This window comes from Paractinoplanes rishiriensis, assembly GCF_016862375.1.
In the GTDB taxonomy this organism is placed as follows: domain Bacteria; phylum Actinomycetota; class Actinomycetes; order Mycobacteriales; family Micromonosporaceae; genus Actinoplanes; species Actinoplanes rishiriensis.
This window is the reverse complement of record NZ_BOMV01000082.1, coordinates 48,815-72,909: the sequence shown is the minus strand read 5'-3', so window position 1 is coordinate 72,909 and position 24,095 is coordinate 48,815. Positions and strand designations below refer to the sequence as shown.

28 protein-coding genes are annotated in these 24,095 nt (G+C 70.8%); 14 read left to right on the top strand and 14 right to left on the bottom strand.

The window, feature by feature from the left end; genetic code table 11:
• Positions 1-4: 4 nt before the first annotated feature.
• Positions 5-916 (bottom strand): helix-turn-helix domain-containing protein, encoded by a 912-nt coding sequence (locus Ari01nite_RS38880; protein WP_203788066.1) that lies wholly within the window; start codon positions 914-916, stop codon positions 5-7.
• A 310-nt stretch (positions 917-1,226) separates the two neighbouring features.
• Between Ari01nite_RS38880 and Ari01nite_RS38875 the strand changes: the two genes are divergently transcribed.
• Positions 1,227-1,439 (top strand): DUF397 domain-containing protein, encoded by a 213-nt coding sequence (locus Ari01nite_RS38875; RefSeq protein WP_239163391.1) that lies wholly within the window; start codon positions 1,227-1,229, stop codon positions 1,437-1,439.
• Here Ari01nite_RS38875 and Ari01nite_RS38870 read toward each other — a convergent pair.
• The gene (locus Ari01nite_RS38870) at positions 1,436-2,035 is read right to left on the bottom strand and encodes a DUF5753 domain-containing protein (RefSeq protein ID WP_203788062.1); all 600 of its coding nucleotides are present in this window, start codon (positions 2,033-2,035) and stop codon (positions 1,436-1,438) included. The genes Ari01nite_RS38875 and Ari01nite_RS38870 overlap by 4 nt on opposite strands.
• 185 nt (positions 2,036-2,220) lie before the next feature.
• Here Ari01nite_RS38870 and Ari01nite_RS38865 point away from each other — a divergent pair, with 185 nt between their 5' ends.
• Positions 2,221-5,028: an ATP-binding protein gene (locus Ari01nite_RS38865; RefSeq protein WP_203788060.1), complete on the top strand. Its 2,808-nt coding sequence runs from the start codon at positions 2,221-2,223 to the stop codon at positions 5,026-5,028.
• Here Ari01nite_RS38865 and Ari01nite_RS38860 read toward each other — a convergent pair.
• Positions 5,019-5,372 (bottom strand): hypothetical protein, encoded by a 354-nt coding sequence (locus Ari01nite_RS38860; RefSeq protein WP_203788059.1) that lies wholly within the window; start codon positions 5,370-5,372, stop codon positions 5,019-5,021. The two genes, Ari01nite_RS38865 and Ari01nite_RS38860, sit on opposite strands and share 10 nt — an antisense overlap.
• 110 nt (positions 5,373-5,482) lie before the next feature.
• On the opposite strand from Ari01nite_RS38860, the gene Ari01nite_RS38855 reads away from it, so the two are divergent.
• Complete coding sequence (locus tag Ari01nite_RS38855; protein WP_239163390.1) at positions 5,483-5,998, top strand: DUF6653 family protein; 516 nt, start codon at positions 5,483-5,485, stop codon at positions 5,996-5,998.
• A gap of 56 nt (positions 5,999-6,054) precedes the next feature.
• Here the strand turns inward: Ari01nite_RS38855 and Ari01nite_RS38850 are convergent, their stop codons facing one another.
• From Ari01nite_RS38850 to Ari01nite_RS38835, 4 genes are read right to left on the bottom strand one after another with little or no spacing between them, the layout of a single operon-like run.
• Positions 6,055-7,236, bottom strand: coding sequence for an ABC transporter permease (locus Ari01nite_RS38850; RefSeq protein WP_203788055.1), 1,182 nt, complete (start codon positions 7,234-7,236; stop codon positions 6,055-6,057).
• Positions 7,236-7,886, bottom strand: a complete 651-nt coding sequence (locus Ari01nite_RS38845; RefSeq protein ID WP_275410916.1) for an ABC transporter ATP-binding protein — start codon at positions 7,884-7,886, stop codon at positions 7,236-7,238. Before Ari01nite_RS38845 ends, Ari01nite_RS38850 begins: the two co-directional genes overlap by 1 nt.
• Positions 7,887-7,891: 5 nt before the next feature.
• Positions 7,892-8,920: an efflux RND transporter periplasmic adaptor subunit gene (locus Ari01nite_RS38840; RefSeq protein ID WP_203788051.1), complete on the bottom strand. Its 1,029-nt coding sequence runs from the start codon at positions 8,918-8,920 to the stop codon at positions 7,892-7,894.
• Entirely contained in the window at positions 8,917-9,435 is a 519-nt protein-coding gene (locus tag Ari01nite_RS38835; protein WP_203788049.1) for a hypothetical protein, read from the bottom strand. The genes Ari01nite_RS38840 and Ari01nite_RS38835 overlap by 4 nt, the downstream gene beginning before the upstream one ends.
• 141 nt (positions 9,436-9,576) lie before the next feature.
• Here Ari01nite_RS38835 and Ari01nite_RS38830 point away from each other — a divergent pair, with 141 nt between their 5' ends.
• Together Ari01nite_RS38830 and Ari01nite_RS38825 are read left to right on the top strand one after the other, a co-directional pair.
• Positions 9,577-10,233 carry a response regulator transcription factor gene (locus Ari01nite_RS38830; protein ID WP_203788047.1) on the top strand — a complete coding sequence of 219 codons (657 nt, stop codon included), beginning with the start codon at positions 9,577-9,579 and terminating at the stop codon, positions 10,231-10,233.
• Positions 10,230-11,354 (top strand): sensor histidine kinase, encoded by a 1,125-nt coding sequence (locus Ari01nite_RS38825; RefSeq protein WP_203788045.1) that lies wholly within the window; start codon positions 10,230-10,232, stop codon positions 11,352-11,354. The genes Ari01nite_RS38830 and Ari01nite_RS38825 overlap by 4 nt, the downstream gene beginning before the upstream one ends.
• Positions 11,355-11,445: 91 nt before the next feature.
• On the opposite strand, the gene Ari01nite_RS38820 is transcribed toward Ari01nite_RS38825, so the two are convergent.
• Entirely contained in the window at positions 11,446-12,300 is an 855-nt protein-coding gene (locus Ari01nite_RS38820) for a DMT family transporter (RefSeq protein WP_203788043.1), read from the bottom strand.
• Positions 12,301-12,362: 62 nt separating this feature from the next.
• On the opposite strand from Ari01nite_RS38820, the gene Ari01nite_RS38815 reads away from it, so the two are divergent.
• Together Ari01nite_RS38815 and serA are read left to right on the top strand one after the other, a co-directional pair.
• A complete protein-coding gene (locus Ari01nite_RS38815; protein ID WP_203788041.1) occupies positions 12,363-13,286 on the top strand; it encodes an aminoglycoside phosphotransferase family protein in 924 nt (307 codons plus the stop codon).
• A gap of 172 nt (positions 13,287-13,458) precedes the next feature.
• On the top strand, positions 13,459-14,676 hold the full coding sequence (gene serA, locus Ari01nite_RS38810) for a phosphoglycerate dehydrogenase (protein ID WP_203788039.1): 1,218 nt from the start codon (positions 13,459-13,461) through the stop codon (positions 14,674-14,676).
• 31 nt (positions 14,677-14,707) lie between these two features.
• On the opposite strand, the gene Ari01nite_RS38805 is transcribed toward serA, so the two are convergent.
• Entirely contained in the window at positions 14,708-16,138 is a 1,431-nt protein-coding gene (locus Ari01nite_RS38805; protein WP_203788037.1) for a hypothetical protein, read from the bottom strand.
• Between the two features lie 98 nt (positions 16,139-16,236).
• Positions 16,237-16,893 (bottom strand): response regulator, encoded by a 657-nt coding sequence (locus Ari01nite_RS38800; RefSeq protein ID WP_203788036.1) that lies wholly within the window; start codon positions 16,891-16,893, stop codon positions 16,237-16,239.
• 219 nt (positions 16,894-17,112) lie between these two features.
• On the opposite strand from Ari01nite_RS38800, the gene Ari01nite_RS38795 reads away from it, so the two are divergent.
• The 5 genes from Ari01nite_RS38795 to Ari01nite_RS38775 all read left to right on the top strand — a co-directional run bounded on the left by Ari01nite_RS38795 (position 17,113) and on the right by Ari01nite_RS38775 (position 20,819).
• Entirely contained in the window at positions 17,113-17,601 is a 489-nt protein-coding gene (locus Ari01nite_RS38795; protein ID WP_203788034.1) for an AfsR/SARP family transcriptional regulator, read from the top strand.
• A 25-nt stretch (positions 17,602-17,626) separates the two neighbouring features.
• Positions 17,627-18,223, top strand: coding sequence for a class I SAM-dependent methyltransferase (locus Ari01nite_RS38790; protein ID WP_203788032.1), 597 nt, complete (start codon positions 17,627-17,629; stop codon positions 18,221-18,223).
• Between the two features lie 82 nt (positions 18,224-18,305).
• Positions 18,306-18,788, top strand: a complete 483-nt coding sequence (locus Ari01nite_RS38785; RefSeq protein WP_239163389.1) for a MarR family winged helix-turn-helix transcriptional regulator — start codon at positions 18,306-18,308, stop codon at positions 18,786-18,788.
• Complete coding sequence (locus Ari01nite_RS38780; protein ID WP_203788030.1) at positions 18,785-20,497, top strand: MDR family MFS transporter; 1,713 nt, start codon at positions 18,785-18,787, stop codon at positions 20,495-20,497. The genes Ari01nite_RS38785 and Ari01nite_RS38780 overlap by 4 nt, the downstream gene beginning before the upstream one ends.
• A 10-nt stretch (positions 20,498-20,507) precedes the next feature.
• A complete protein-coding gene (locus Ari01nite_RS38775; protein WP_203788028.1) occupies positions 20,508-20,819 on the top strand; it encodes an antibiotic biosynthesis monooxygenase family protein in 312 nt (103 codons plus the stop codon).
• An 84-nt stretch (positions 20,820-20,903) separates the two neighbouring features.
• Here Ari01nite_RS38775 and Ari01nite_RS38770 read toward each other — a convergent pair whose 3' ends face one another.
• The 4 genes from Ari01nite_RS38770 to Ari01nite_RS38755 form a co-directional block, all read right to left on the bottom strand.
• Positions 20,904-21,674, bottom strand: a complete 771-nt coding sequence (locus tag Ari01nite_RS38770) for a GAF and ANTAR domain-containing protein (RefSeq protein ID WP_203788026.1) — start codon at positions 21,672-21,674, stop codon at positions 20,904-20,906.
• Between the two features lie 39 nt (positions 21,675-21,713).
• Complete coding sequence (locus tag Ari01nite_RS38765) at positions 21,714-21,920, bottom strand: hypothetical protein (RefSeq protein WP_203788024.1); 207 nt, start codon at positions 21,918-21,920, stop codon at positions 21,714-21,716.
• Positions 21,921-22,202: 282 nt separating this feature from the next.
• Entirely contained in the window at positions 22,203-22,724 is a 522-nt protein-coding gene (locus Ari01nite_RS38760) for a DUF1360 domain-containing protein (protein WP_203788022.1), read from the bottom strand.
• Positions 22,725-22,746: 22 nt separating this feature from the next.
• The gene (locus Ari01nite_RS38755) at positions 22,747-22,977 is read right to left on the bottom strand and encodes a DUF6158 family protein (protein WP_203788020.1); all 231 of its coding nucleotides are present in this window, start codon (positions 22,975-22,977) and stop codon (positions 22,747-22,749) included.
• Between the two features lie 84 nt (positions 22,978-23,061).
• Between Ari01nite_RS38755 and Ari01nite_RS38750 the strand changes: the two genes are divergently transcribed.
• Positions 23,062-23,481 carry a hypothetical protein gene (locus tag Ari01nite_RS38750; protein ID WP_203788018.1) on the top strand — a complete coding sequence of 140 codons (420 nt, stop codon included), beginning with the start codon at positions 23,062-23,064 and terminating at the stop codon, positions 23,479-23,481.
• Positions 23,482-23,491: 10 nt separating this feature from the next.
• Positions 23,492-23,812: a DUF3817 domain-containing protein gene (locus tag Ari01nite_RS38745; protein ID WP_203788016.1), complete on the top strand. Its 321-nt coding sequence runs from the start codon at positions 23,492-23,494 to the stop codon at positions 23,810-23,812.
• Positions 23,813-24,095: the final 283 nt, after the last annotated feature.

Genomic DNA, 24,095 nt, shown 5'->3' with positions numbered 1-24,095 from the left:
GATTTCAGCCCGCCCGCATCTCGTCCCGGATGGCCCGGATCATCTGCAAGGCCCGATCTCCCGTTCGACCGTAGTCGAGCAAATCTTTGAAGAGGGCGTTGTGCCGGCCGATTGTCTCGGGATCGGAGAGCAGGAAATCCAGCCCCGCCGCGGCCTCGACAAACATGACATCCCCATGCGTGTTCCCGGAGAACTTGAGGAGCTCAAATGAACCACCCATACCGGAGTGGTGTTCCAGCTCGAGCGGCGTCACGCCGAGGGAGAATCGGTCGGGGTCCTCGGCCAAGGTCAGGAGGTGGTCGAGCTGGCGGGCCATGACCTCGCGTCCACCGGTCGGGCGCCGCAGCACGGACTCGTCGATCACCGCCGTGATGTGCGGCGGATTCTCGCCGCGCTGCCGCTCGAACAAAGCCTGCTGGCGGTCCACCCGCAGGTCCACTCGTGCCTTCACCTGTTCGTCGTTCGGATCGGTACGCAGCGTACGCGCCGTGATGGCTCGCGAGTATTCCCTCGTCTGCAGCAATCCGGGAACGAAAAGCAATTGCCAGACCTGAATTTCGGCAGCCTCGTTCTCGTAGGCCACGAAGTCAGCGAAGGCGCCCGTCAACCGGTGGCGGCTGTACCACTGACGGGAACGGGAGGTGCGGGCCAGCCGGGACAATTCCGCGACGACATGCTCATCGCTGATGCTGTAGAGCCCCAGAAGTGCGCGAACCTCCAAGGGCTGAATCGAAACCTCACCCTTTTCGATTCTGGTCAGTTTTGAAACCGACCAGTCCATGTCTTTGGCGACCGCCGCAACGCTCAGACCCAATCCGTCACGTAGGGCCCGCAAGCGCTGCGCCACGTTTGCCTTGGCAATCTTTGGCCCCACGTCACCAGCAGGCACGACGGACCGATCAGACGCATCCGACATGCCACTCCCCTCCCCACCCGCCGCGGGCCGTCAGCTCGGAGGACCGTTAATCTGCAAAACGCAGGTGGCCGACGTCCACCCGCAGGATCCTACCGCATGGGATAAGTGTCATTGCGGCACAGCCCACGGCGCTCCCGACTCTCCGGAGGATCCGAAACACCGGGAATCGGGTACCGTAAGTGATTGGCCGACTCCGATGAGGTAGTTCGGTCCGAGCGCAAAGTCGAGGGGTTCAACTCGTCACTACGCCGCCCATGCGACATGGCTGATTGACTCCATGGGCGACCGTTCGCCGTTCACGGGAGGCACAGTGGACAACGGGATCGCGTCGGGATGGCACAAGAGCAGGAGAAGCAGCGGCGGGAACTGCGTCGAGGTCAGGAGGGATGGCGACCGCGTGCTGATGCGCGACTCCAAGGACCGCTCGGGACCTGTCCTCGCCTTCGACGTCGAAGAGTTCCGGAATTTCATCGCAGACCTGAAGGACGGCACCTCCATCCCGTCCGACCAGGACTCCGACTAGCCGCTGATCAGCTTGGCCATCAGATTGCGCGCCTCGTCGCCCCACGCGGCCATCGTCATCAGGTCGGCCGCCCGGTCCTGAAAAATGCCGGTCCAAGCGCTGTCGCTCTCGAGGATCCGGTCGCCGTCGGCACCCTCGATGAAAACCACGCCGTCGTGGATCTCGAACGAACCGGCCAAACCGGGGTGCGGACCGTGCTCGAGCAGGATGACTCCGATCCGTACCGTCGGCTTCCGGGAAATTTCGATGAGGTGCTCGATCTGCTGGCGCATGGTGGCCGATCCGCCCGGCGCCCGGCGCAGCACGGCCTCATCCAGCACGACCTGCACCTCGGGGGCATCCTCGCCGTCCACTCGGGAAAGCAGCGCCGCGTGCCGCTCGGTGCGGACCCTCACCAGTTCGGCCACCTCACCGGCGGAGGCGGGCAGGCCGGAGATGCCGAGGAGCGTCTCCCGCGCGAAGGCCGGTAGTTGGAGTGGCCCGGGCACATAGTCGGGCGAGTTGTAGAAGATGCGCCGAGCGACTTTCTCAACGTCCCGGAGCCGCCGGAAGGCGTCCGAGTCGTGCAGGTCGTCGACCTTCTTCCCCATCGTCATACCCTCCGATGCTAATCAAGGCGCTCAGTGCAGTTTGCAAAACGCAGTTTTCCAAACGCGGATTGCAGAGTACACTCAGCCGCGCTAGCATCCCAACTTGATCGAGCATTCGTTTCGCCCGCCGTGTCGGTGTCCTCCTGGTCATCCGCACGCTTACGTCGATCACGCAGCGACGGGCTGAGCCGGTGGAGTTCAGGATTCTCGGGCCGCTCGAAGTAGCGGTCGACGGGCGGCTACTCGATCTGGGCCGTCCCAAACAGCGCGCCGTCCTCGGCGTCTTGCTGCTGCGCGCCGGCACCGTCGTTTCGCTCGAGCACCTCGTCGACGAGCTGTGGGGTGAAGATCCGCCCGCGCAGGCCGTCGCTTCGCTTCAGGCGTACGTCTCTCATCTGCGCCGCCTTCTGAAACCGGACCTCCTGCTCAGTCAGCCGCCCGGTTATCGGCTCGCGATCGGCCCGGGTGACCTGGACGCGACGCGATTCGAGCGGCTCGCCGCGCACGGCCGGCTACTACTGGACGCCGGCGAACCCGATCGCGCCGCCGAGACCCTGCGGCGGGCGCTCGCGCTCTGGCGCGGGGATGTCCTCGATGGGCTGGAGATCGCGCCCGGGGAGCGTGCCCGTCTCGACGGGATGCGGCTGGCCGCGTTGGAGGATCGGATCACCGCCGACCTCACGCTGGGACGGCATGCCGCCGTCGCCGACGAACTGCGCCGGCTGGTGGCGGCCCACCCGTACCGGGAAAACCTACGGGCGTTGCAGATGCGCGCCCTCTACCGGTCCGGCCGTCAGGCCGAGGCGCTCGACGTCTACCAGGAGACCCGCCGCCTGCTGGACGCCGAGTTGGGCATCGAGCCGAGCCCGTCGCTGAGCCACCTCCACCAGCAGATCCTCGGCCACGCCCCGGAGCTCGATCCGCCGGCGCCGGCCCCGGAGCCGGAACCCGCGCCGGCCGAGACCTTCGTCGGGCGGGCGGAGCAGCTGGCCGTGCTGCGCGGCGCGCTGGACGGCCGCGGGCGGCTGGTGCTGGTGTCCGGCGAACCCGGCATCGGCAAGACCCGGCTCGCCGAGGAAGCGGCGCCGGACGCCGTCTGGGGGCGCTGCACCGAGGAACCGGGCGCCCCACCGTTCTGGCCTTGGATCCAGATCTTGGAAAAGCTGAACCTGCCGGCGGAGCTGGAGCCTGGGCCGGGGCTGCCGGTGGTGGACGTCGAGGCGGTCCGGTTCCGGTTCTGCCGGACGATCGTCGCGACCCTCCGGCAGCGGGCGCCGCTGGTCCTTGTCCTGGACGACCTGCACTGGGCGGACGCCGGCTCGCTGCGCCTGCTCACGACCCTGGCCGCCGAGCTGCACACCACACCGATCCTGGTGATCGCCACCTACCGTGCCGAGGGACGGCGGGCGCTGACCGACACCCTTGCGGCCCTGGCGCGCCTGCCGGTGGTCGAGCGCCTGCCACTCGACGGCCTGCGCGAGGACGACGTCCGTTCGCTCATGGCGGCCCGGCTCGGTGACGATGTGGATCCCGACGATCAACTGGTCCATGTCGTGCACGATCGCAGCGCCGGCAACCCGTTCTTCGTGGTGGAACTGATTCGCCTGCTGGGGAGCCGGCGCCGGCTTGCTGCCGCGCAGCAGGCCGCGGCCCACGAGGTTCCGGAGGGGGTACGCGACGTGCTGCGTCGCCGGATCTCCGGGTTGCCCGAGCAGACCCAGGCGATCCTGCTCGTGGCGGCGGTGGTGGGCCGGGAGTTCGACCTCGGCGTGCTGCGCGACGTGTCCGGTCTGGACGACGATCGGGTGCTCGCCGCCGTGGAGGCCGCGCTGCTGTCCGGCCTGATCCTCGAGGAGGCGTCGGCGGGCCGGTTCCGGTTCACGCACGCGCTGGTCCGCGAGGCGATCTACGACGACGTGAGCCGGGCCCGGCAGGCTCGGCTGCACGCCCGGGTCGCGGCGAGCCTGGGCGACCGTGGCGGTGCGCACTGGTGGCTGGCCGCGCCGGTGGTCGGCACCGCGAAGGCGTTGCCGCATCTGCTCACCGCGGCCGACCGGGCACTCGCCTCGTTGGCCCACGAGGAAGCCGCCGAGCTCCTCGAACACGCCCTCACCCTGCTGGCCGCCGAGCCCCCGGTCGCCCGCTCCGAACTCGACATCCACCTGCGTCTGGCCACCCTGCACGCGCAGTTGGACGGCGCCCGGTCCGTGGCCGGCCGGCGCGCCATGACCCGGGTCCGGGCCCTGGCCGAGGAACTGGCCGACATCCCGGCGTACCGCACCCTGTACGAGGTCGCGGTAGCCCGCGGCGAGCACGCCGAGGCCCGCGAACTGGCCGAGCGGATGGTGGCGGCCGGTGGCGGCGCGCTGGCCCACCTGGCCGCCGGCCGCACGCTGTGGTGCCTGGGCGACCCGGCCGCGGCCCGCGAGCATCTGGTTCGCAGCCTCGACCTGGCCGTGTCGGAAGATCCGGACTCGCCGCACGAGGTCACCATCCGGCTCCAGCTGGCACCGGTCCTCGACCTGCTGGGCGAGCGGGCCGCGGCCGACGTTCACCTGGCTGTCGCGATCGGCCGCGCCCGCGACCTGCCGCCCCTGGCCCGGGCCGGGGTGTTCACCAGCACCGCGCTGATCCACGCGCTGCGCCGGGACGTGCCTGTCGCCGGCGAGCACGCCCGGCACGCGCTCGACCTGGCCGGTCCCCAGCCGGCCTGGTTCAGTTACGCGGCCGCGGTCGCGGCCTGGGTGCGTGCCCTCGACGGCGATCCGGCCGGTGGCGTGCGGTCGCTGCGGGCCAGCCTCGACGAGATCCGGTCCCGGGGCGCGCGGCATCTGGTCGGCTGGGTGCTGGGCCTGCTCGCCGAGGCCGAGGCGCTGGCCGGCAACACCGGCGAGGGCTTGCGCTTGCTGCGCGAGGCACGGTCGCTGGTGGCCGAAACCGGCGAGAGGATGTACGAGGGAAACCTCGACGACCTGGAACGGCGCCTGGCTCAGAGTTGAAGGACCAACCGGCCGGTACCGGGGTCGGGGACGAAACCCGCTCGCCGCAGGACATCCGCGTCGACGCAGCCGGCCGCGACCAGCCGCTCCACGCCTTGAGCGCGGCAGTCGTCGGCCACCTCGCGCAAGAGTCGCGCCTGCCCGGCGTACCCCCGCATGGCTTTGACCTCGACCACCGAGGGTGAGACCCGCCGGGTTGCCACGATCGCGACGAGGACGTCGCTGTCGGCGGCGGCGAGGTCCCAGAGGCCGGACAGGATTTCGTCGCCGGACACCTCCGTGCCGATCAGCGACCGGGCCCGCACGAAGTCGGCCGGCGAACGCAGCTGCCGGAAAACCATCACGCCGCCACCCTCGCGGGCGCGGCTTGACGCCCGGTTGACGCCCGCCGCCAAGCCGATGTCAAACCGGCCCGCCGACGATGAGCGCATCACCAACGACGAGGGAGCTCGTGATGGAAACGAAGGAACGGCGCCTGGCCAGCCTGTTCGGCCTGGAGGGCGACAAGTGGATGCGGCACGCCAACCCGGTGAGCGTCTGGACCCGCTTCGCGATCCTGCCGGTGCTGGCGCTGGCGATCTGGACCTACGACTGGATCGGCTGGTGGTCGCTGCTGCCGACCGCGCTGGTCCTGGTCTTCATGATGGTCAACCCGCTGCTGTTCCCGTCACCGAAGTCGACCCGGAACTGGGCGTCCAAGGCCGTCTTCGGCGAACGCATCTGGGCGGATCGCAACGACATCGCGCTGCCTCCCCACCACCGGGAAACCAAGGTGCCGGTCGTCACGGTCGCCTTCCAACTGGTCGGCGCAATCTTCATGACGTACGGCCTCATCCGCCTCGACGCCCTCGCCGTGGTGAGCGGCGTCCTGCTCACCCAGCTGGCGAAGTGCTGGTTCCTGGACCGGATGGTGCTCCTCTTCGAGGAAATGAAAACCACCAAGCCGGAGTACGCGAGCTGGGAGTACTGAGATCGGGATCGGCGCGTCGTGGGAGGCCCCCGTGAGCCCCCCACGACGCCCGTGCACTACGCCGCCGCCAGCGCCTCGGTAGGCGCCAACCGGGCCGCCCGAATGGCCGGGTACCACCCCGCGACCGCACCGATCACCACCGTCGCGCACACGCCACCGGCCCAGGCCCACAACGGCACCACCGTCGGCCACTGCTGCGTTGTCGCATACAGCCCCGTCACCAGCGAGCCGAGCAGCACCCCCGCCACCCCGCCCAACAGGGACAGCAGCAACGACTCCGTCACGAACTGGGTCCGTACCTGGCCCTTGGTCGCGCCCAGCGAGCGCCGCAACCCGATCTCGGCGCGGCGTTCCAGGACCGAGATCACCATCGTGTTGGCCACCCCGATGCCGCCCACCAGCAACGCCACCGCACCCAGGCCCAGCAGCAGCGCGGTGAACGTCGCGTTCGACGCTCGGCGGGCCGCCAACGCGTCGGACGGCTTCGACACCTTGACCTCGTTCGGCTGTGCGGGGTTGGCCGTTGGTGGCAGCAGCGACCGCACCGCCTCCACCTGATCGTCCAGCGACCGGGTGTAGACCGTCGTGGGATGGCCGTCGAAGCCCAGGTACTCCGTCGCCGCCGCCCAGCCCACCAGCGCCGCCGTGTCCAGTTCGGGAGCCAGCGGCACCTCGCGAAGCGTGCCGATCACCGACCACCAGCGACCGTCCATGTAGACCGCGGGCACGTCGCCCAGGCGCCGCGATGCCGCCGCGCCCAGCACCACCGCCGGATACCGGGCCGTGGCCGCGTTCAGCCACCTGCCGCCGGACAGTTGCGCGCCGACCGTGGCGAGCAACTCCAGTTCCGCCGCCAGCACCCCGATGCCACCAGTCTGGCCGGCCGGGATTTTGTCAGTGCGATAGACCCCGACGTCGCTCACCACCCCCGTGGCGGTGGCCGACAACACCGGCCCGATCCGGCGGATCATGCCGACCGACGTGTCCGGCAGGGTCGACTCCTGGCCGAACATCGACTCGCCGGGCGTCACCGTCAGCAGGTTGGTGCCCAGGGCCTCCAGTTCGCGGTCGAGGTCGGCCCGGCTGGACGCCGAGATGCCCACCACCGCCGTCATGGCCGCGATCCCGATCGCGATCCCCAGCGCCGACAGCACCGCCCGCAAGGGCCGCGCCCGCAGGCCGGAACCGCCGAGCCGGGCCAGGTCGCCGAGGCCCAACCGGGCCGGCTGCAGCGACATCAGACCACCTCCCCGTCCCGCATCGGCACCTGCCGGGGCAGGCCGTCCGCGATCGCGTGGTCGTGCGTGATCACCAGGACCGTGGTGCCGGCGCTGTTGAGTTCGCGCAGCAGTTCCACCACGCCGGCGCCGGAGACCGAGTCGAGGTTGCCGGTCGGCTCGTCGGCCAGCAGCACCGCCGGGTCGCCGGCCACCGCCCGGGCGATCGCGACCCGCTGGCGTTCGCCGCCCGACAGTTGGTGCGGGCGGTGCGTGAGCCGGTCGCCGAGACCGACCCGGACCAGGGCCGCCTCGGCCCGCCACTCTCTTTCCTTGCGGGCCACCCCGGCGTACAGCAGCCCGTCCGCCACGTTCGCCACCGCGTCGCGGCCCGGTGCCAGGTGGAACTGCTGGAACACGAAGCCGATCCGGCGGGCCCGCAACGCCGACAACTGGCGGTCGGAGAGCGTGGCCACGTCGTACCCGTCGATCCGGACCGAGCCCTGCGAGGGGCGGTCGAGCGTGCCGATCAGGTGCAGCATGGTGGACTTGCCGGAGCCGGACGGGCCGACGATCGCGACCAGTTCGCCGTACGCCACGGTCAGGTCGACCGAGCGCACCGCGGTGACCCCGCCGGGGTAGGTCCTCCAGACTCCGGTCAGTTCGATCACGTCGCTCATGCCGGCATCCCGACCTTCATGCCGGGGGCCAGACCGGCGCCCTCGATCTCGACCTTGCCGTCGGCGAACAGGCCGGTCTCCACCGCCACGATCCGGGTGGCGTCGCCCTCGACGACCTGCACGCCGTAGCCGCCCTCGGCCCGCGCGAGCAGCGCGGCCACCGGGACGGTCAGCACGTCCTCCCGCCGCGTCGTGGTGAAGCCGATGGTCACCGACGCGTCGTCGAGGCCCTGCGGCGCGTCGGTGAAGCCGACCGTCACCTTGATGAGCGTGGAGTCCGGCTGGTCGCCCTGACCCTCCTGCACGGTGGTGGTGACGCCGGTGATCTTGCCGGACACCGTCTTGTCGTCGGGCAACGTGACGTCGACCGCGGCACCCCGGCGCGCCAGGCGTTGCGAGTCCATGTCGAGTTCCACGGTCGCCACCAGACGGGTGCCGGTGACCGTGAACAGTTCGGTGCCGGGCTGCACGTCGGCCCCGTTCTGCGAGGTCAATGCCTCGACCCGGATCGACGAGGCCGCGTACGCGATCCGGCCGTTGTCCACCCGCCCGGTCTCCGGCACGCCGAGGTCGTCCTGCCATTCCCGGACGGCCGACGCGGTCGCCGACGTGTACTCGTCGTCCACCGTGAACCCCCGCAACCCCAGCGCCCACAGGTTGCGCTCGAACTGCAGCACGTCCGCGCCCTCGGCCCCCGACCGGAGTTCCCGGTAAGCCGGGAGTTTCCCGTACAGCAAAACCACCGGCTCGTTGTCGATGCGGTAGAGCGCCTTCCCCCGCGCGATCGTGCTGCCGGCCGCCGGCAGCCACGTGATGGTCCCGGCAGCCCTGCCGGTGATCGTCGACGAGTCGCCGTGCCCCAGCGATCCGTCGTGGTTCTCCCGATCGATCAGCGTCTCCCGGGTGATGTCGGCCGTGTCCACCGAGGCAGCGGCGGCCGGAGCCTTCGCCTCGGGCTGTCCAAAGAGGACAAAAGCCGCCACCGCCAGAGCCGCCACCGCCCCCGCGGCGAGAAGCTTCCTCATCCGGCACCGCCGCCCACGCCGATACCGGAACCGTGCTTCTCGGTCCGTGCCCCCTTCGGCAGGTACTGCGCACACGCCTTCTCCGCCTTGTCCCAGGTCGGGTCGCCCGGCCCAGTGCCGAGCTTCGACGAGTCGATGGACAGCTGGCCTTCGGGGCTCGGATCGGGGAAGTTCGGCACCCCATTCGCCCGCATGCACTTGGCCATCTGCCGGACCTTCTCCAGCTCCTCCGCCGACGGCTGACGTGCCTCGCCGCCGTCCGGCATGAACTGCTTGCAGGCCTCGTGCGCGGCGTCCATGGTCTCCTTGGTGACGCCCTCCGGCGCGCTCACCGACATCCGGCCGTCCGCCTGCGGGTCCGGGAACCAGGTGAGCCCCTGATCGCGCATGCACTGGGAAAACTTGAGGCCCGCGTCCCGATCCGCCGACGGCGCATTGCTGGCCGCCGACGGCTGGCTCGCCCCGATCCGCGCACAGCCCAGCGGCGCCATCGCCATCACCAGGGCCAGCGCCACAACCGTACGGTTTCGCATCGTCCTCTCCTTCGCCGGCGGCCGGTCGGCCGCCACGGCACGAGTAGAGCGGCCGCCGTGTTTCCCCGCCGTCACGGAAAAAAGTGACGCTGAGGTGACACGGCCGCACGGCACCATGGAGGCATGCGGATCCTGGTGGTCGAGGACGAGCCGCTGCTCGCCGACGCGGTGGCGCAGGGCTTGCGGCACGAGGCGTACGCGGTCGACGTGGCCTACGACGGCGCCGCCGCCCTGGAACGCCTCGGCGTCAACGACTACGACGTGGTGGTGCTCGACCGCGACCTGCCCGCGGTGCACGGCGACGACGTGTGCCGGCACCTGGCCGAACGCGGCGGCGCCACCCGGGTGCTGATGCTCACCGCGGCGGCCGGCATCGACGAGCGGGTCACCGGCCTGTCCCTGGGCGCCGACGACTACCTGCCGAAGCCGTTCGCGTTCCGCGAGCTGTCGGCGCGGGTGGCCGCCCTGGGCCGCCGGTCCCGCCCGGCCGCGCCGCCGGTGCTGCGCCGGGCCGGGATCAGCCTCGACCCGCACCGCCGCGAGGTGCACCGGGACGGCCGCTACGTGCCGCTGTCCCGCAAGGAGTTCGCGGTGCTGACCGAGTTGCTGCGCGCCGACGGCACCGCGGTGTCCGCCGAGACGCTGCTGGAGAAGGCGTGGGATGAGAACGCCGACCCGTTCACCCACGCGGTCCGGATGACGATCCTCAAGCTGCGCCGCAAACTGGGCGACCCGCCCGTGGTGCTCACCGAGCCGGGAGTGGGGTACCGGATTCCATGAGACTGACCGTCCGCGCCCGCCTCACGCTGGTCTTCGGCGGCCTGTTCGTGCTGGCCGGCCTGGTGCTGCTGGGCGCCACCTACCTGCTCGCCCGCCAGCAGCTGCCGTCGGTGGCGGGCAAGATGTCGATCACCCACGACGCGCGGCCCGAGGTCGGTGCGGTGCCGCCGCCGAAGACGCTCGAGCAGATCGTCAGCGGCACCCAGAGCACCACCCTGGAAACCATGCTCACCCAGGGCCTGATCGCGCTGGCCGTGGTGAGCGCGGCCGCGATCGCGCTGGGCTGGCTGATCGCCGGCCGGATGCTCCAGCCGCTGCACCAGATCACCGCGACCGCCCGCCGCATCGCCGAGGCGCCCGACGCCGACCGCGGCCTGCACGAGCGGATCGCGCTGACCGGCCCGCCCGACGAGGTCAAGGAGCTGGCCGACACATTCGACGTGATGCTGGCCCGGCTGGACCACTCGTTCGACGGCCAGCGCCGCTTCATCGCGAGCGCGTCGCACGAGCTGCGCACGCCGCTCACCCTCAACCGCACGCTGCTCGAGGTGGCGCTGGCCCAGGAGTCGGCGTCCACCGAGGTGCGCCAGCTGGGCACCACGCTGCTGGCGATCAACGACCGGCACGGCCGCCTGATCGACGGCCTGCTGCTGCTGGCCCAGTCGGACCGCCCGGTGACCGAGCGCGCGTACGTCGACCTCGCCGACATCGTCGACCACGTGGCCGTCTCGGACACCGTCAAGGTGCTCACCGAGCCGGCCGAGGCCACCGTCGCCGGCAACCCCGTCCTGCTGGAACGCCTGGTGCAAAATCTGGTGGAGAACGGCGAGCGCCACAACGCCGGCGAGAACGGCTGGATCAGCGTCCGCACCGGCACCCGACCCGACGGCCTGGTGTTCCTCGAGGTGACCAACTCCGGCCCGGTAATCCCCCGCTACGAGGTCTCCGGCCTGTTCGAACCGTTCCACCGCTACGGCACCGAGCGCCTGCACTCCCCCGGCGCCGGCCTGGGCCTGTCCATCGTCCGCGCGGTGGCCAGGGCACACGGCGGCGACGCACGCGCCGAAGCCCGCGACGAGGGCGGCCTGATCGTGACGGTCACCCTCCCCAGAGCCTTATAAGGTACGCGCGACGCCCGCTCCCACGGACGACCCGGCCGGACCGTAGGTAGTCCGGGCCATCCCCAGCTGCCGGGCTGTCCTGCAACGAAAGCTAGGCGGTCGCACTGACAGCGTCGTCGGCCTGGGACGGTGATCCGCCGCCGGTCGTGCGCCGGGACAGGCCGATCACGCCCAGCGTCATCACCACCGCCGCCACCCCCACCGCGATCTGACCGACCTGGCCGAACCGGACGCTCTCCTCGAAGAACACCACGCCCGCGATGCCGGCCACCATCGGGTTGGTGACGCTGACCGTGGCCAGCGGCGTCGCCAGCCCCGCCCCGCGATAGGAGAGCTGGCCGAGCAGATAGCCGCCGGCGGACAGCAGCACGACCATCCCGGCCTGCGACAGCGAGACCGCCGCCGTCCCGCCACCGGTGAACGCGGTCATCACCGATTTGGACAGCACCGACGAGATCCCGAACGCCACCCCGGCCGCGCCGGCCAGCAGCACCGCGCGCAACCGCGAACCGACCCGCCACGCCGCGGCCGCCAGCAGCACGACCGCACCCAGGGTGACCAGCGCCAGGTTCCGCCCCGCGGCGGCCGGCAACACCGACGGCTCGCCGGACTCCACCGACAGCGACATGATCAGCGCCAGGCCGGCCACCGTGAGGCCGGCGTCGATCCAGGCCGGCACGTCGATCCGGGTGCGGTAGCGCAGCACCGAGATCGGCAGCGCGAACAGCAGTGTCAGCGTGCCCAGCGCCTGCACCACCGCGACCGTGCCGAAGTTCAGCGCCAGCACGTGCAGGGCCACGCCGCTGCCGGTCAGCAGCAGCGCGACCACCCAGCGGCCCACCCCGCGCTGCCGGTGCTTGGCCAACCGCTCCTGCGCGACTGCCGCCCCCGCGTAGCTGGCCGCCGACAGCACCGAGAGCGCGACAGCCCAAACCAGCGACCCCATACTCCGAGCTTGCCCCAAAACTACGTTTCGCCGCACGTGTGGCGACTGACACGATCACTCGCATGGTGCAGGAGATGCGGGTGCGGATCGGGTGGCGCGACCTGCCCGAGCCGGTCCAGACGCAGGTCGAGCAGATCATCGGGGGCGGCCGGGTCGTCGAGGCGATCTCCCAGCCGGGCGGTTTCTCGCCGGGGACCGCCGATCGGGTACGCACCGAGTCCGGTCAGCGCGCATTCGTCAAAGCCGTCAGTCCCGCAGTCAACGAGCGCTCCGCGGAAATGGCCCGCCAGGAGATGCGGATCACCGCCGCGCTGCCGGTGAGCGCCCCGGTCCCGCGCATGCTGGGCGGCTTCGACACCGGCGACTGGGTGGTCCTGGTCCTCGATGACATCGACGGCGGGCACCCGCGCACCCCCTGGGTGGAGACCGAGATCGACGCGGCCGTGACCGCCCTCCGCAGGCTGGCCGCCGCGCTCACCCCGGCGCCGCTGGACAGCGTGCCGAGGGCCGCCGAACTGTTGGCCGACGACTTCGGCGGCTGGGATCAGATCGCCGCGGCGCCCCCGGACGACCTGGACCCCTGGGCGGCCGAGCACCTGCCCCAGTTGCAGCGGGCGTCCGCCCGCGGTCTCGCCGCGTTGCGGTCCGGCGGGACGCTCACACACTGCGACATCCGCGCCGACAACCTCCTGGTACGCCCGGACGGCCGCGTGTTCGTCGTCGACTGGCCGTGGGCGTGTATCGGGCCGGACTGGCTGGACCGCCTGCTGCTCGGGCTGGACATCATCGTGTCCGGCAGTGACCCGTCCACCGCGCTGGACGGCATCGACCCGCAGGTGGTGACCGACGTGACGGCCGGGCTGCTCGGGATGTTCGAGTCGATCTGGCGGCTGCCTCCGCCGCCCGGCATTCCCACGGTCCGGGCCTTCCAGCAGCACTGGGCGGAGGCCCTGAGCGGCTGGCTTCGTCACCGTCCGCTGATCTGACGCCGGTCGCGCAACGTATTCACCCGCGGGTCGCCACGGCGGTGGTTACGGCCATCGCACCAGATGGGAGGTCCAGCACACCTGGCCGGACTCGGCCCAGCCGAGCACTAGGCTGGGAGATCTGGGCTTCGGCGTGGCGGCCCGGACGCCAAACCCCCACACGGAACGGAACATGATGATCGACCAGGCCAAGGTGCGAGTTCTGCTGCTGGAGAGCATCCACCGCGACGCGGTGACCCGGCTCGAGGCCGAGGGCTTCCACGTCGAGTCTCTGCGCAACGCCCTCGACGAGACCGAGCTCATCGAGCGCATCGCCGGCGTACACCTGCTCGGCATCCGCTCCAAGACCAAGGTCACCGCCCGGGTCCTGGAAGCGGCCGACAGCCTCGTCGCCATCGGCGCCTTCTGCATCGGCACCGACCAGATCGACCTGCCCGCCGCATCCGCCTCGGGCATCGCGGTCTTCAACGCGCCGTTCTCCAACACCCGCTCGGTGGTCGAGCTGGCCATCGCCGAGATCATCGCGATGACCCGCCGCCTGACCGAAAAGAACGCTCTCATGCACGACGGCGTCTGGGACAAGTCGGCGGACGGCGCGCACGAGATCCGCGGGCGCCGGCTGGGCATCGTCGGCTACGGCAACATCGGCACGCAGCTGTCCGTGCTCGCCGAAAACCTGGGCATGCACGTGTCCTTCTACGACACCGCCGACAAGCTCGCCCTCAGCAACGCCCACCGCTGCGCCAGCCTCGAAGAACTCCTCGAGACCAGCGACTTCGTCACCCTGCACGTCGACGGCCGCCCCGGCAACGCCGGCTTCTTCGGCGCCGAGCAGTTCAAACGCATGCGCCCCGGCAGCCTGTTCCTCAACCTCTCCCGCGGCATCGTCGTCGACCACCTCGCCCTGCGCGACGCGCTCGTCAGCGGCCACCTCGCCGGCGCCGCCGTGGACGTCTTCCCGGCCGAGCCCAAGGGCCGGGGCGACGAGTTCGTCTCCGAGCTGCGCGGCCTGCCGAACGTGATCCTCACCCCGCACATCGGCGGCTCCACCGAGGAGGCCCAGTCCGACATCGGTGACTTCGTCGCCAACAAGCTGGCCCATTTCGTGCAGGACGGCAACACCACGCTGAGCGTCAACCTGCCCGGCGTGGCGCTGCCCGAGCAGCCCGGCATGAGCCGGATCGTGCACGTCCACGTCAACACCCCCGGAGTGCTGGCTCAGGTCAACAGCATCCTGGCCGAGCACCGGGTGAACGTGGAGGGTCAGCTGCTCAGCACCCGCGGCGAGTTGGGTTACCTGATCACCGACATCGGCGGCGACTTCAGCGCCGAGGTGCTCGAGCAGCTGCGGTCCATGGACCAGACGGTCCGCCTGCGCGTCCTGTCCTGACGGACGGCGCCTGAGCCTCGATCGCCGGGGCTCAGGCGCTCTCGATGGTGAGCGCGGTGATCCGGGCGCCCGCCGTCACGTCGTACCGGTTGGCGGTGTTCCAGCCCTTCGGGGTCAGCGTCGAGCCGGCCTTGACATCCTTGATCGTCCGGCTGCCGGCCACCACGGTCTGCGCGCCGCCGCCCACCTTGATCCGCACCGGGCTGTTCGACGGCGATTTGAGCACCAGCTGGTCCACCGCCCCGTTGATCTTCAGCGGTACGGTGCCGGTCGGCCGGGCCAGGGTGACCTCGGCGCGCCGCATCCCGGCGACCATCTCGATCTGACTCACCTGGCCGCCGCTCACGTCGATCAGCTGAGTTTCGGCGTACCCGGAGAAGCGCAGCGCCCAGCGCACCTTGGCGGCCAGCACCACCTCGATCTCGCCGCCGGTGCCGTCGCCGTCCCGGCTCACCTGGAGCTTCACGTCGTCGTTGCGGATCACCGGGCTGGGCTTGAAGCCGGCGTCGTCGGGCGTCGAGATCCGGTACAGGTCGTCGCCCAGTTCCCCGATCGTCAGCTTCACCGAGTTCGCCCCGGCCAGCAGCTCGAAGCTGGCGGTGGTGCGGTTGTCCAGCGGCGCGGTCGCGGTCTGCTTGGCGGTGCCGGCGGCGCCCAGTTCGAGCACCGAGCCGACGTCATTGTTGGAGCTGGAGTAATAGACCACGCCGGCCGCTGCCCCGCCGAACAGCACGATCAGGCTGAGCACCGCGATGCCGATGGTCACTCCCCGGGACTGCCGTGGTCGCGCCTCCTGCGGCGTCTCGCGCCGCACCTGGTGGCGCTCGCCGGTGTTGTAGTCCGCGTTCGGCCAGGCAAGGTAGTCACCCGTCCCGCCCTCACCCGGCACCCGGTCGAGAGTGGACTGATCGGGGCCGAGCCGGGCCGGCTGCGGCCAGTCCGGCGCGCTGGGGGCGGCCTGCCGAGCGGCCGGCGGCGCCGGCCGTTTCCGGGCGGGCATCTCGGTGCTGGTCTGGCCGGGCTCCCGGTCCCACGACGACCGGCCGGAGCCGGCCTGCGACACCTGGCCGGACTCGCCGTCCCACGACGACCGGCCGGAGCCGATCTGCGACACCTGGCCGGACTCGCCGTCCCACGACGACCGGCCGGAGCGGGCCTGCGACGTCTCACCCGGCTCCCGGGCCGACGAGCGGATCGGCGAGATCGGGGTTTCGCTGAAGCCGAACGACGTCCGCGCGGAGGTGCCGGAGGCCGCCTGGGCGTAGTCGTCGTCGTCCGGCGGCTCCGCCACGTCGGCGGTGCTGCTGAACCAGGACCCGCCGGTGGTGGACTCGGCCGGCGGGTGGGCCGGCGGTCGGCGGTAAAGGGTGTCGTTCTCTCGGCCACCACGCCGGAAGTCCGCGGCCGACTGATCGGCGACCGCCACGTCCGATGCCTCGTCGTCGGCTGCTGTTGGATCCACGACAGTTCTCCCCTGATGCGAGCCGGCTTCCCGGCCACCCCGCTACAGGTACGTATTTGAAGTTCTCGCGGATGAGTGCAGGGCAGAACTACTTAGCGTTATTGCCGGCCGGGCCGGAGCAGACCCCGCCGGGTGGCGATCGCGACCGCCTCCAACTGACTGTGCGCGCCGAGCTTGGCGAGCACAGCTTTTACATAGCCACGGCAGGTGTGCAGGCTGATGCCGAGCCGCCGGGCGATGGCCCGGGCGTCCAAACCGGCCGCCATCAGGTGCAGCACCTCGTCCTCGCGGACGGTGAGGCCGCCACCGCGCGGAGCGACCACCGGGGTGGTGCTGCGCAGCAGCCGGGCCAGGATGTCGGTCGAGACGGTCATGCCGCCGCCGTGCGCGGTACGCAACGCGTTCAGCACGTCGCCGAGCGCCCCGTTCTTGGACAGGAAGCCCGCCGCGCCGGCCGCCGTGGCGCGGCCCACGAGAGCCGACTCGTCGGAGGCCGTGAGGATCACCACACGCGTGTCCGGCTGCCGTACCCGGATCAGCTCAGCTATTGCAATTCCGTCCGCATCGGACAGATCGGGATCGAGAAGGATCACGTTGGGCTCGAGCTGCGCGGCCAGCTGGAGGGCCTCGGCACCGGTGCGGGCGTGACCCACATATTCCAGGTCGGGCTGGCCTGCCAGGGCGTGTCCGAGCAGCTCGGCGAACGTCTGGTGGCCGTCGACGACGAGGACGCTGATCGCTTCGCCGCTGTTCATGCGCCACCTTTCAACTGATCGGACTCGGGAAGTCTAAGGAGTACCAGCACTCATCTTTGCCCTACCAACAGCCTGCCGCCGCACCGGCCCGTCTCCGATCCGCCGGTACACCCGATGGCAGGATGAGGCCAAGCGGCCGCTCTGACCAGTCTTTCGGTTGATACGACCCCTCGCTTTGGGGCTTGCCGCTCTACTCTCTCATCCGCAGCATTCACATTCATGTTCGACATCCAGCTCTTCGGTCGCATCGAGGTTCGTACCCGGGGCGTTCGCCTGTCCCGTGGCGACTTCGGTGGCGTCCGGCCCCGGCACCTCCTGGCATTGCTTGCATTGCGCGGCGAGGCGTCCATCTCGGAGCTGGCGGACGTCCTCGGCACCGGCCGCAAAAAGCTGGAGGACGACCTCGGCATCCTGCGCAAGCACCTCGAGCCCGACGTGCAGCCGGGACAGTCCGTGATCGTCACGCAGCGTGGCCGTCTGCGACTCGATCCGGATCGGGTCCGGGTCGACGTGGCCCGCTTCGACGAATTGATCAACCTGGCTGCCGGCCGTCCGGCCGAGCGGGCCCGCAAGCCGCTGACCGCGGCCGCGTTCCTGGCCGCCCGCCCGCTGCTCGAGGACGAGGACGCACCCTGGGCGGCCGAGGCCCGCAACGAATACCGGGCGAAGCTCGCGATGGCCCGGCCCGGCTCGGTGCCGGTGGCCTGACCCGGCCGGTCGGCATAATCGCCGGGTGCCGTTCCCGACCGCGCTGCTGCCGGTGCCGCTGGCCCCGGAGATCTCGCTCCACCTGGTCGACGGGCCGGTCGGCCTGTTCGAACTGAGCGGCGGCGAGTTCCGCAGCGACGAGCCACCCCCGTTCTGGGCCTTCGCCTGGGCCGGCGGTCAGGCCCTGGCCCGTTACCTGCTAGACCATCCGCGGACGGTGGCCGGCCGCCGGGTGCTCGATCTCGCCACCGGCTCGGGCGTGGCGGCGATCGCCGCGTGCCGGGCCGGCGCCGCCGAGGTGGGCGTCACCGACATCGATCCGGCCGCGGTCGCGGCGGCGCACCGTAACGCGGCGGCCAACCGGGTCACGCTCGGCGGCGAGCCGGACGCCCCCGACCTGGTCCTGGCCGGCGACGTCTTCTACAGCCCCACGGTCGCGCCGCGGATGTCGGAAATCCTCCGCCGGTATCGCCGGAATTCCGCCGAGGTGCTGGTTGGCGACCCCGGCCGGGGGTATTTCCCGGACCGGCTCTTCGACCGCGTGGCGGAATACGCCGTGCCCGTGCCCGCCGCACTGGAGGAGACCGAGACGCTGGTCACCGGCGTCTGGCGGATGCGGTGAGCGTCACCCGGGGTGGGTTATTTTCATCGTGCAAATACTTGTACGCTACACGCATCTAACCAGCGACGCCGGGAGCAGGCACGTGCAGCAGCAGAGCGGATCGGCCCGCCTGGCCGAGGAACTTATGCGGTTCGTCCGGCTCGGCGCGCGCGCCAAGGGCATGCTCAGTGTGCATGCCGGAGATCTGGGTGCGGAGTTCTCCGCGTTGATGCTGCTGTTCCCGCTGCGGTTCCACGGACCGATGCGAGTGACCGACCTGGCCGAGATCAAGCAGGCCGACCCGTCCACGGTCAGCCGGCAGGCCGCCCAGCTGGTCAAGGCCGGCCTGGCCCGCCGCGAGGCCGACCCGGAGGACGGGCGCGCCTCCCGCCTCGCCGTCACCGAGGCCGGGCTGGCCGCCTGCGCGCGGCTGCACGACGCCCGCGAGGCGCTGCTGGCCGACGTGCTGAGCGACTGGCCGGCCGATCGGGTCGACGCCTTCGTCGGCCTCTTCGCCGATTTCAACAATGCGGTCGAGACGCGCCTGCGTGCCCCGGTCGCCGCGACACCTCGGGAGAACGCGTGAGCACCACCGCAAAGACGCCGTCCGCGGACTTCACCCACCGGCAGATCCTCACGGTCCTCGGCGGCCTGATGATGGGCATGTTCCTGGCCGCGCTCGACCAGACCATCATGGCCACCGCGACCCGGACGATCGCCGACGACCTGCACGGGTTCGACCTGCAGGCCTGGGCCACCACGGCGTTCCTGATCACGTCGACGATCTCCACGCCGCTCTACGGCAAGCTCTCCGACATCTACGGGCGGCGGCCGTTCTTCCTGTTCGCGATCGGCATCTTCATCGTCGGCTCGATGCTGTGCGGCCTCTCCCAGAACATGTACGAGCTGGCCGCGTACCGGGCCATCCAGGGCATCGGCGCCGGCGGCCTGATGTCGCTCGCGCTGGCCATCATCGGCGACATCGTGCCGCCCCGGCAGCGGGCCCGCTATCAGGGCTTCTTCCTGGCCGTCTTCGGCACCGCGAGCGTCCTCGGCCCGATCCTCGGCGGCTTCTTCGCCGGCGCCGACAAGATCCTGTGGGTGGACGGCTGGCGCTGGGTCTTCTACCTGAACGTGCCGATCGGCATCGCGGCCATGGCGGTCGTGGCCAAGGTGCTGCACCTGCCGCACCACCGGGTCAACCACCGCATAGACTGGCCCGGCGCGATCACCCTGATCGTCGGCCTGGTGCCGCTGCTGACCGTCGCCGAGCAGGGCCGCGACTGGGGCTGGGGCTCCGGCCGGTCGATCCTCTGCTACGTCATCGGCGTGGTCGGCCTGATCGGGTTCGTGCTGGCCGAGCGGGCGTACAAGGAGGAGGCACTGCTGCCGCTGCGGCTGTTCGGCAACCGCACGGTCGCGGTCGGCGCCGTCTCCAGCTCGATCCTCGGCATGGCGATGTTCGGCGGGCTGATGACCGTCCCGCTCTACCTGCAGATCGTCAAGGGCTCCTCGGCCACCATGGCGGGCCTCCAGATGATCCCGTTCGTGGTCGGCATCATGGCCGGCTCGATCGTCTCCGGCCAGCTGATCGCCCGTACCGGCCGCTACCGCATCTTCCCGATCGTGGGCAGCACCCTGATGGTGCTCGCGCTCGGCCTGTTCGCGCTGATCGGCGCCGACACCCCGCTCTGGAAGACCATGCTGATCATGGTGGTGATGGGCCTCGGCCTGGGCAGCAACATGCAGCCGATGATCACCGCGGTGCAGAACGCGGTGTCACCGCGAGAGATCGGGGTGGCCACCAGCTCGGCGACTTTCTTCCGCTCCATGGGCGGTACGCTCGGCACCGCCGTGTTCCTGTCGGTGCTGTTCAACGTGCTGCCCGGCAAGATCCGGGACGCGTTCAGCACCGCCTCGGCCACCCCGGAGTTCCAGTCGGCCATCCAGGCCCACCCCGACCAGGCCCAGATGCTCCAGCAGGCCACCAGCGGCGGCGGCGACCTGAGCGACACCTCCTGGATCAACCGCCTCACCGACGTGCTGGCCCACCCGTTCAAGGTCGGCTTCGCGGACGGCATCACCGTGGTCTTCCTGATCGCCCTCGCGATCATGCTGGTCGGCCTCGTGGTGGTCTTCTTCCTGCCCGAGATCCCGCTGGCCGAGCGCTCGGCCCAGCAGCAGCGCGAGGCCGACCTGCTGGCCGCCGAGCACAGCAACGGCGTCCCCGGCGAGGTGGGCGCCGGCCCGCTCGACGAGGAGCCGGTACCGGCCGGCAAGGACGGCAAGAAGTAGCGTTGCCGTCATGGCAGTCGTGAAGATCAACGCAATTGACGTACCCGAGGGCGCCGGCCCCGAACTCGAGAAGCGCTTCGCCGCCCGGCAGGGCGCCGTCGAGAACGCGCCCGGCTTCCTGGCCTTCGAGCTGCTGCGCCCGGTGGCCGGCGAAACCCGCTACTTCGTCTACACCCGCTGGGAGTCCGAGGAGGCGTTCCAGGCGTGGTCCACCGGCAGCGGCCGCGCCGCCCACGCCGGCGAACGCAGCCGCCCGGTAGCCAGCGGCGCCTCCCTGCTCGAGTTCGAGGTGATCCAGCACGCCGAAAAGCCCACCAGCTAAGCCCTCAGCACCCAGGCCACCGGCCCCAGCGCCCGCCGCTCGCCCATGCCGGACATACCCGAAATATCCGGCGGGGAGGTCTGATCAGGCGTTGCGGGCGGCCACAGTGATGAGGCGGTCGGCGACCGCGCGGCGATCCAGGCCGAGGCGCTGGGCGGTCTCGCCGAGGACGTCGTAGGCCTCGCGGACCCCGCAGCCGCGCTGGGCGATGATCACGCCGACCGCGCGGTCGACGGTGGCGTCCACGCTCTGCGTCTCGCGGCGGCGCAGTTCGCCCAGCAGCACCTCGGACTGGTTGACCAGCGCCATCGCGGTCAGCAGCAGATCGGGGCCGGGCTCGCCGGCGCGCTCGAGATAGAGGCTCACCGCGCCCACCTCGGCCCGCGGCACGTCCAGCGGGATGGCCACCACCGCGCGCACCCCGTCGGCACGGGCCGGGTCGGCCAGCGCCGGCCAGCGCGGGTCGGCGGCCAGGTCCGGCACGATCACCAGTGCGCGCGTGCGGGCCGCCTCGAGCGCGGGGCCGGTGCCGGTCGCGTACTGGACCTCGTCGCAGCTCTCTCCCGCCGGGCCGTGACCGGCGCGGGTGAGCGGGCCGCCCTCGCCGATCAGCGCGACCGAGCAGCGGACCGCACCTCGCACCGACTCGGCCACGAAGCCGGCCAGCCGGTCCACCGCGGCCGCGGAGTCGTCGGCGCCGAGCAGCCGCACCGACAACTCGTGCAGCAGCCCGGCCAGCTCGACGGCGTGCGGGCCGACCGGCTCGGCGGCCCGGCGGCGCGGGCGTAACGAGAGCAGGCGAGGCCCACGGCGATGGGTCGAAACCCGGCTGTTCGGGGCAGGCACGCGGGGCATCCTGCCATGACCATTGACCGACACGGAAGTTTGATGCCTCTACCGGGTGGTTTCGCCCGGCGTGACGGTCTGGTCCGAGGTGCGCCGTTCCAGGAACGAGTCGGGCGCAGCGCCGGGGTCGTCCTCGCGCTGGTCCGACTCGGCCAGGATGGCCTCGGCCTGCGCGTGCGGGTCGGCGCTGCCACCGGCCGCACGCTCCTCGGGCAGCAGGTCAGCGGCGCGCTGCTCGATCCGGTCATCGGTCATGGTGATCACGTACCCGGCCGGGAAGGGCACTGAAACCGGGAAGGGCACTGAAACACGACGCCGCCCCCGGGTCGGGACCCGGGGGCGGCGAACGCAGATGTCGGTGTGCATGTCGCCTCGCGGCGAGTGGCTCAACACGGCTCCAGCCGAACGGTATTCCGTGCAGGCAATATGGTGAGGCCCGGGGACACTGAACACACCGACATCCGTTCTCAACCGTCGGCCACCGACCACGATTCCGTTAGCCGATGTGACGCCGGCCACAGCGCCTGCCGGGCCGCCCTAGTCGTCCTCGGCGGCCTTCTTGGCCATGTCGTAGAACAGCTGGAGGAAGTCCGAGGCCGCGGTCGCGGTCAGCGTGGCCGCCACCAGCCGGGTCAGCCGGGGTGCCAGCACCAGGCCGCCGGTCAGCCCGGTGGCCACCCACACCGCCAGGCAGAACGGGCAGGTGACCAGTTCTCCGATGCCGTGCCGGACGGTGCTGGCCTGATCGCGGACCTCCTCGTTCAGCTCGGCCGCGCCGGCCGGCTCGGTGTAGCGGGTGAACGGCGCCCGCAACGGGCTGGTCACCGAGTCCTTGGCGAGCATCCGGCTGAGCTTGTGGGTGGCGACGGAGAGCAGCACCACGTCACCGGCGGCCGGCCGGTTCGGCACCTGGCCGACCAGCTTGCCGGCGGTGGCCAGACTCGCGGCCAGCGCGCCGAACGCGCCCATCGCCACCAGGTAGCCGTCGAGCGGACGGTGGTCGTGTGGCGCGTACGCCTCACCGATACGCGCCAGTCGGGCGCGCAGGGTCGCGGGCATGCGGGGCCTCCGGGTCGGCGGGTCAGAAGTCCTGGGTGAGGCGGGACGGATCGATCTCCCGGCCCGGGTTGCGGGTCATGTACTCGGTCTCCAGTTCGGCCGTGCGCCGGAAATGGTTGGCCAGCGCGGCGTCCGGGCCGTGCCGCAGCGTGGCGAGCCGGGCGCGGTAGAGACTGGCGAGTTCGCGGAACAGATCGTCATCGGGGAGGACGGCGGGGTCCACGCCCGTATCGGAGACCATCTGCTCGGACATCGGTGCACCTCCGGTCGTTGGGTCAGCTGCACAAGGCTTGCCCGTGGCGGCAGCCGCCAAACCCGCGCCGGTACGCTCGGGGACATGAAAGGCCTGTGGACTCCGGCGTGGATCGCCCGGCACGTCCTGGCCCTCGCGGGGGTCGCCTTCTGCCTCGGCATGGGCTGGTGGCAGCTCGGCCGCGCGGCCGGTGGCAACGCCATCAGCTGGGGCTACACCCTGGAGTGGCCGGTCTTCGCGGGCTTCGTCGCCTTCCTCTGGTGGCGCGAGGTGCAACTGGCGCGCCACGGCGGCAAACCGCAGCCCCAGAAAGCACCAGCCGAGAACGCACCGGCCGAGGAGTCCGGCGCACCGGTCAAGGTCCGCCGCCCGGTCCGGGTCGCGACCCGGGCCGTGCCCGCCGAGGACGACGCCGACCTGGCCGCCTACAACCACTACCTGGCCTGGCTGGCCGCCCACCCCGCGGCCCGCCCCGTCGACTACCCGGGATTCACCGAGAAATAGGACGTGCACCGTGCAGGACGCTGTCACCCGCTACCGGATCATCGCGTGGATCGTCGGCCTGTGCCTGATCGCGCTCGTGGTGGTCGGCATGCCGCTGAAGTACCTGGCCGGCAACGACACCGTGGTGGCCGCGGTCGGACCGGCACACGGCTTCCTGTTCATGGTCTATCTGGTCGCTACCTTCGACCTTTCCCGCCGACGGAACTGGCCCTTTCAGCGGATGATCCTGGTCATGCTCGCCGGCACGATCCCGTTCCTTTCCTTCTGGGTCGAGCGTAAGGTGACCCGGGACTGGGCATCGACGAGCGCACTGGCGAAAAGTCCAATTTGAGCGGTTGACTGACGCGGCGTTTCGGCGAAATGACAATGAGTTATCGGGATTAATCCCGCATACCAGACGTTTGCCTTAAATAACTCTGTGAGCCCTTGATTTTGTTTTGAGCGCCGATAGGTTAATGCGGTTGGTCCGGTCCGCAGCCACAACCCTCGATGGCGCCGGCCAACGCCGCCGAATCGGCACGGCGGCCAGCGCGCTCAACCCCCGGGCGTGACGGGTCGTCGCGATCGAACCGGGGAACCGTGCGGTAGGGCTTTCTTCCAGCCCGAGATCCGCT